The organism is Kitasatospora cheerisanensis KCTC 2395, assembly GCF_000696185.1.
In the GTDB taxonomy this organism is placed as follows: Bacteria; Actinomycetota; Actinomycetes; order Streptomycetales; family Streptomycetaceae; genus Kitasatospora; species Kitasatospora cheerisanensis.
In genome coordinates this window covers 230,851-236,850 of record NZ_KK853997.1, presented here as the reverse complement: position 1 = coordinate 236,850, position 6,000 = coordinate 230,851, and the positions used below count along the sequence as shown (strand labels likewise).

Sequence of the window (6,000 nt, the reverse complement as noted above, 5' to 3'; positions counted from 1 at the left end):
GACCAGGGTGCCCACCAGCAGTTGATGCCGGGTCGGTTCGGCATCCGTGTACAGCGCCCGCTCCAGCGCGCTCGCACCCGCGCACCCGACGCCCATCAGGAATCCGCCGAGCAGGCCGTGCAGGAACCGGGCGGCGAAGGTCCGCACCGGCCGCCGCCCGAGACCGCCCCCGCCGCCGGGCAGCCGGAGCCGCAGCCGCACCCGGCCCGGCTCGAACACCGCCTCGCCGCCGATGGCGAGCAGCAGCGCGTACACCGCCCCGAAGGCCAGTCCGGCGATCGGCCCCATCAGCGCGCCCTGGAGCAGGAGTTCGGCAGCCCCGATCCCGGTGCACAGGCCCACCAGCCAGTCGGCCACCGCGACGCACAGCGCGGTCGACGCCATGACCACGGCGGTACGGGTCGAGCGCGACAGCGAGCCGCCCAGCCGCCACCAGGCCAGGTCCTGCCGTTCGTGGTCGAGCCCGTCCAGATGATGGGCGAGCCGGGCCAGCCACTGCCCGGCCCGCCCGGCCTCCCACTCCCGGGAACGGGGCCGCCCGCCCGCGGCGTCCCGCTCCGGCACCCGCCGCCGGTAGACGGCGGGCACGAAATCCGCCAACAGGTGCTCCTCGACGGCCCGTTCGCTCGGGAAGCGCCCGGCGTCGAGCAGCTCGGCCGGATCCCGGTCGGGCGACTCGCTGTAGACCGCCCGGGCCAGACCGACCATCAGCGGAGTGGCCAGCACCGCGGCCAGCCGCCCCGCCGCCGGGGTCCGGCCCGCCCGGACCTCCGCCAGCACGGCGTCCCACCGCGACCCGTCCCCGGCGCCGCCGGCCACCGCCCGGGCCGTTCGCGGCAGGTAGTGGAGCAGGTCGTCCGGCGCGAGATCCGCCAACTCGACGGCCGCCGCCCACAGCAGCGGCGCCCGCGCCTCCCGGACCGCCCCGGCGAACTCCGCACGCCGACTGGTCACCACCAGCGGCAGCGAGGTCGCGTTCAACACCCGCAGGGCCTCGCAGCGCAGCCCCTCCGCGATCTCGTCGAACCCGTCCAGGACCGGCAGGACCAGATCGGCGTCCACCAGGGCCGCGGCCAGCGTCGACCCGGACGGGCCCCGACGCGCCAGGTAAGGGTGCTCGCGCAGCAGCCGGTCGACCAGCCAGTCCCGCAAGGCGGTCCGCGTCGGATCCCACGACGCCGCCCCGAGCAGCACCGGCACCCGGCCCCCGACGGCCGGCGACCCCACGCAGTCCAGCAGGAACCGCACCGCCAGGACCGTCTTGCCCGAGCCCGCCCGCCCCAGGACCACCAACCGCCCGGACGGGATGCGCCGGTAGACCTCCAGCACGCTGCGCAGATCGCCGTCCAGGTCCATCCGGGCGGGCGCCTCGCCCGGCCCGAGCCGCTGGATGTTCTCCGAACGGTCCGTCAACTCCGCCGGCGCCGGCCGCCAGCGCACCGGCAACGGGAACGGGTCGTGGACCTGCCGCTGCGCCTCCTCCCGCTGCCAACGGCGCCGCACCTCGGTCGCCAACTCCCGTACCGCACCGGCCAGATTGTCCGGCACGAGGACCGGCGCGGGCGCGGGGGCGGCGCGGGCGCGGTGAGCGGCGCGGGGGCGGGGCCGTCGGCGGGACCTCGGCGCGAGGCTCCGGGGCCGGCCCCGTGCGGGGCACGGAGAGCAGCCGGGCCAGCAGCCGGCGGTCCTCCTCGTCGATGTCGAGCGCGTCGGCGAGCAGGTGCACCGTGCCGAGCCGGTGGTCGGTGGCACCGCCGCGCTCCAGCCGTCTGATGGTCCGGATGCTCACGCCGGACCGCTCCGCCGCCTGCTCCTGCGTCAGCCCCGCCCGACCACGCAGCCGGCGTAACAGCTCGCCGAGCTGATCTGCCACCGGACCGCCCCCTCCCTACTCGCCAGTACGGACCCGGGCGAGCCTACCGGCGGCGACCGGCCACCGATGGCCGGTCGCCCGACCTGTCCGCCCGCCCCGGGCCGCGCCACGATCACTGCCCCGAGACCGCGGAGCGAGGAACCGACGTGACACACCGCTACTGGTGCGACGAGTGCGGACACCGCACGCCCCGGCTCGACGCCGCCGACGCCGAACGCCGACTGCTGGAGCACTACGCCGCCCACCACCCCGAGGTCGCCCCCGGCGGCCAGGTCGAGACCGGCCGCGGCCTCGGCGGCTGCGCCTGCCTCGGCCTCACCGCGCTGCTCCTGCTGCTGGCGGTGGTCGTGGCGGCCTACCGCCACTGACGGCCCGTGGAGCGGGGGCGGGTGGACCGGCGACGACGGCTCGGATTCGATCGTTTGAGCCGGAGGAAGCGCGTCCGCGGCGCCCCGCATCCGGCGGGCATCCCGATCATTTCGGGATCATCCGCACGGATCGGCGGGTTTTTATCGGCCACATATCCGGCGACCATTCGGCTGCAAATCTCCATTTTGCGAGCCCATCGAACCTGCCCGCCTTGGGGCATTTGCTTTGTTTCAGGCGCTTCATGGAAGGTGGGCGAATATTTTGCGCTTTGCCGTGTGGCATGCATCACTTTCTCCGGCTTCCGGCAAATGAAAGGAATTGTTGATGACATGCTCACGGCATCGGGTCGGCGCCCTTTCCGGGCGTCGCCAATCGGTAATCGGGAGGGAATCTTCATGATCACCACATCGCGCATCGCCCGCCGGGTGGCCGTCGTGGGGGCGGCGGCCGTGCTGGCCGGCGGCTTCGGGATGAGCACGGCCTCCGCCGGCGTCCAGTCCAGCGGAGGCGGCTGCACCGGCTACGTCTCCGTCGGCTACGGCCTGTCGATCAACTCCTGTATCTCCGCCAGCAGCGGCACCGTCTTCCCGGACGGCTACATCTCGGGCAGCGCCAGCAACTGCACCATCTACGTGGACCTGATCAAGAACGGCAGCGTCGTCAGCACCCGTACCGGCAGCTGCACCCCGGGCCACATCAACGGCGGTCCCGTCTCCGGCGGCGGCACCTACTTTACCGGCATCTACGCCGTCGTGAACGGGAACTACACCTCCGAGATCATCAGCCCCAACGAGTACAACTAGTCCGTCGGCGGTGGAGTCGGCCGGCTCCGCCGCGGACGAACGGCTGACGCCGGGACCGGTGTCTTCCACCGGAATTCCTCGGCGCCGGCGCGGCCTTTCGGGTGATCATGGAAATCGCATTTCCATGGACATCGCGCGGAAGGCCGCGCCGGCACGTCGTGCCGGCGGCCGCACTCCCGAGCGAAAGTCGGGCCGGGGACGGGCTGCCTCCGGCCAGCAAGCGGAATGCCCCCTACCGCGCCCTTCGTCAAACCCGCCCCTCCTCCCGTGGGATGCTCTCAGCATGTCTGGCACAAAGCGTTCTCACGCCTCGCTTGCGGCAGCGGCCGCCGTCCTCGTGCTGACCCTGGTCGGCTGTTCCTCCGGCTCCTCGACCAGTTCGTCCGGCGAAGGCACCGGCCTGGTCAGCGTCAAGGGCGGGGTCGCCACCGCCGCCCCCGGCCACCGGGAGGAGGCGCCGGACATCTCGGGCGCCACGCTGGACGGCGGCCCGGTCAAACTGTCCGACTACCGGGGCAAGGTCGTCGTCCTGAACCTCTGGGGCTCCTGGTGCAGCGCCTGCCGCACCGAGGCCGCGGGCCTGCAGGAGCTGTGGCAGAAGTACCAGGGCCAGGACGTGCAGTTCCTCGGGATCAACACCCGGGACAACGACCCGGCCAACGCCATCGCGTTCGAGAAGAACAAGGGCGTCACCTTCCCCAGCCTCTACGACCCCGACGGCACCCAGATCCTCAGGTTCCCCAAGGGCAACCTCAACCCGCAGGCGATCCCCACCACCATGGTGATCGACCGGGACGGCAGGATGGCCGCCCGCGTCTTCGGCGCCCGGGGCTCGGAGGACATCGACGCCATGATCCGGCCGGTGCTCGCGGAGCAGGCGCCCGCGAAGCCCTGACGGACTGTCACGCATCCTGCCGCCCGGCCAGTCTGACCGAACGTCATGCGCCCGGGCGGCCTGCCGGTCCGTCCGATCGTGACGGACCGGCAGGCCGAGGGGCCGGGCCCGTGGTCGGTGTCAGGCGGCGGCGGCCAGGTCCGCCCGGCCGAACAGCAGGGCGTAGCCGCGGGGCAGACAAGCGAGCAGGCGGTCGGCGAGGTGGTCGCCGGCTAGTGCGGCGAGGGCGGCCAGCACGGACGAGGCGTCCCAGCGGGCGGCGGTGAGGCTGGTGCCCAGGGCGTGGGCGAGGCTCTCGACGAAGGCGGGCGCGGTGACCGGACGCGGCAGCGGGAGCTGGGCGGCGAAGACGGCGCGGGCCCGTTCGGGCAGGACGGCGGCGAGTTCGCAGCGTTCGTCACCGGTGAGCTGCGAGCCGAGGAGGGTCAGGACGGCGTCGAGGACCCGTTCGGCTTCCTCGTCGGAGCTGTAGCGGCCGAGGCTGCGGATCTGCTGGAGGAGATGGCGGTAGCGAGTCATGACCGTGGAGCCTTCCTGGGGCCGGCCGCCTGCGGCCGGCGGCGTGAGGTGGGTGGTCAGGGTCGTTCGCCTGCCGTCGGCCGGCCGAACAGCAGGTCGTAGCCGGGCGGCAGTTGGAGCAGGACGCGCGCGGTGAGGTCGTCGCCCGCGGCCTCGGCGACCGTGGACAGGACGGCGCCGATGTCCCACAGGGCAGTGGCCTCGGTGGCGCCCTCTATCCAGGCCGCGGTCGCGCGCACGAACCGCTCCGGACCGAGCGGCTCGGCGGCCTGCAAGGGGTTGAGCAGGATCAGGGCCATGGTCTCCGGCAGGCGGGCGGCCAGTTCCGCGCGCACGTCGCCGACCAGGTGGGCGCCGAGCAGGGCCAGGACGGTCCGGGCGGCCCGCTCGGCCTCCTGCACGGTGTCGTACTCGCCGCGTTCCCGGACCTCGTCGAGGAACGCCTCCCATCGAAGAGTCATCGCGCTTCTCCCTCCGTCGCAAGGTCCGGCGAGACCGGGCCCGGTCGGGGCTCGACGGCCAAGAGCCGGTGCAGGCCGGTGAGTTCGAGCAGTCGGACGACACGGCGGCCGGCTCCGCACAGGATCAGGCGCCTGCCGCTGCGGTCGGCCTGGTTGCGGGCCCGGACGAGGGCGCCCAGGCCCGCGCAGTCCATGAACGTCACCTCCGACAGATCGAGCACCACCTCCCGGTGCGATTCGAGCGCGTCGGCCAGCGCCCGGCACAGCGCGGGGGCGGTGTCGACGTCGATCTCGCCCTCGCCCCGTACGACGAAGGGGTGGCTGGTCCGGGCGTTCATGGCGTTTCTGCGCTGTCGCGGACGGGCCGGCGCGGGTGCGGGCGGCCGGCGGTCGGGGCGTTCCGGCCGCCCCGCCCGCCGAGGGGCGGAGCAGGGGCGGTGCGGAACGGCGTCAGGGCGGCCGGTCAGGCCTTGATCTGCTTGCGGTCGCCGCGGTGGCTGATCGCGACCTTGCGGGGCTTGGCCTTCTCGGCGACCGGGATCCTCAGGGTCAGCACGCCGGCGTCGTAGTCGGCGGTGATCCCGGCGGGGTCGAGCGTGTCGGACAGCATGACCTGGCGGGAGAACACGCCGAGCGGGCGCTCGGACAGCTCCCACTTCACGCCCTCGCCCTCCTGGTGCGGACGGCGCTCGGCCTTGACGGTCACCATGTTCCGCTCGACGTCGATGTCGATCGCCTCCGGATCGACTCCCGGCAGGTCGAAGCAGATCACGTACTCGTCGCCGGACCGGTAGGCGTCCAGCGGCATCGGGGCCGGACGCGACCAGGTTCCCGTGTTGCCCAGGAACTGCTGGGTCAGGCGGTCCAGGTCGCGGAACGGGTCAGTGCGCAGCAGCATCGCGAAACACCTCCACTGATCGAACGGTTGCCAGTGCGCTTCACCTGACACTTTTGTAGCGCGTCATCCATCCGATGACAAGTCGGCATGTCACCGATAGAGTGACGTTCATGAGTGGAACGCCCCGCAAGCCCGCCGACGGCCCGCCCCGGCCGGCCGAGCCCGCCTCGTTCCTGGCCGCG

General features: G+C 73.1%; 7 protein-coding genes and 2 pseudogenes. 3 read left to right on the top strand and 6 right to left on the bottom strand.

The window, feature by feature from the left end:
* Window positions 1-1,548 (bottom strand): annotated as a pseudogene (locus tag KCH_RS01255) (XRE family transcriptional regulator); the annotation flags it as partial.
* A gap of 184 nt (window positions 1,549-1,732) precedes the next feature.
* Window positions 1,733-1,873: pseudogene (locus KCH_RS43715) on the bottom strand (helix-turn-helix transcriptional regulator); the annotation flags it as partial.
* 146 nt (window positions 1,874-2,019) lie between these two features.
* On the opposite strand from KCH_RS43715, the gene KCH_RS01250 reads away from it, so the two are divergent.
* From KCH_RS01250 to KCH_RS01240, 3 genes are all read left to right on the top strand, one after another.
* Window positions 2,020-2,241, top strand: coding sequence for a hypothetical protein (locus KCH_RS01250; RefSeq protein ID WP_035858228.1), 222 nt, complete (start codon window positions 2,020-2,022; stop codon window positions 2,239-2,241).
* A gap of 396 nt (window positions 2,242-2,637) precedes the next feature.
* Window positions 2,638-3,045 (top strand): hypothetical protein, encoded by a 408-nt coding sequence (locus KCH_RS01245; RefSeq protein WP_035858226.1) that lies wholly within the window; start codon window positions 2,638-2,640, stop codon window positions 3,043-3,045.
* Window positions 3,046-3,328: 283 nt separating this feature from the next.
* Window positions 3,329-3,940, top strand: a complete 612-nt coding sequence (locus KCH_RS01240; protein WP_035858224.1) for a TlpA disulfide reductase family protein — start codon at window positions 3,329-3,331, stop codon at window positions 3,938-3,940.
* A 120-nt stretch (window positions 3,941-4,060) separates the two neighbouring features.
* Here the strand turns inward: KCH_RS01240 and KCH_RS01235 are convergent, their stop codons facing one another.
* From KCH_RS01235 to KCH_RS01220, 4 genes are all read right to left on the bottom strand, one after another.
* Entirely contained in the window at window positions 4,061-4,459 is a 399-nt protein-coding gene (locus tag KCH_RS01235) for a DUF2267 domain-containing protein (RefSeq protein ID WP_035858222.1), read from the bottom strand.
* 56 nt (window positions 4,460-4,515) lie between these two features.
* Complete coding sequence (locus KCH_RS01230) at window positions 4,516-4,920, bottom strand: DUF2267 domain-containing protein (protein WP_035858220.1); 405 nt, start codon at window positions 4,918-4,920, stop codon at window positions 4,516-4,518.
* Window positions 4,917-5,258, bottom strand: coding sequence for an STAS domain-containing protein (locus KCH_RS01225; protein WP_035858218.1), 342 nt, complete (start codon window positions 5,256-5,258; stop codon window positions 4,917-4,919). Before KCH_RS01225 ends, KCH_RS01230 begins: the two co-directional genes overlap by 4 nt.
* 125 nt (window positions 5,259-5,383) lie before the next feature.
* Window positions 5,384-5,818, bottom strand: a complete 435-nt coding sequence (locus KCH_RS01220) for an Hsp20/alpha crystallin family protein (protein ID WP_035858216.1) — start codon at window positions 5,816-5,818, stop codon at window positions 5,384-5,386.
* Between the last annotated feature and the right edge of the window lie 182 nt (window positions 5,819-6,000).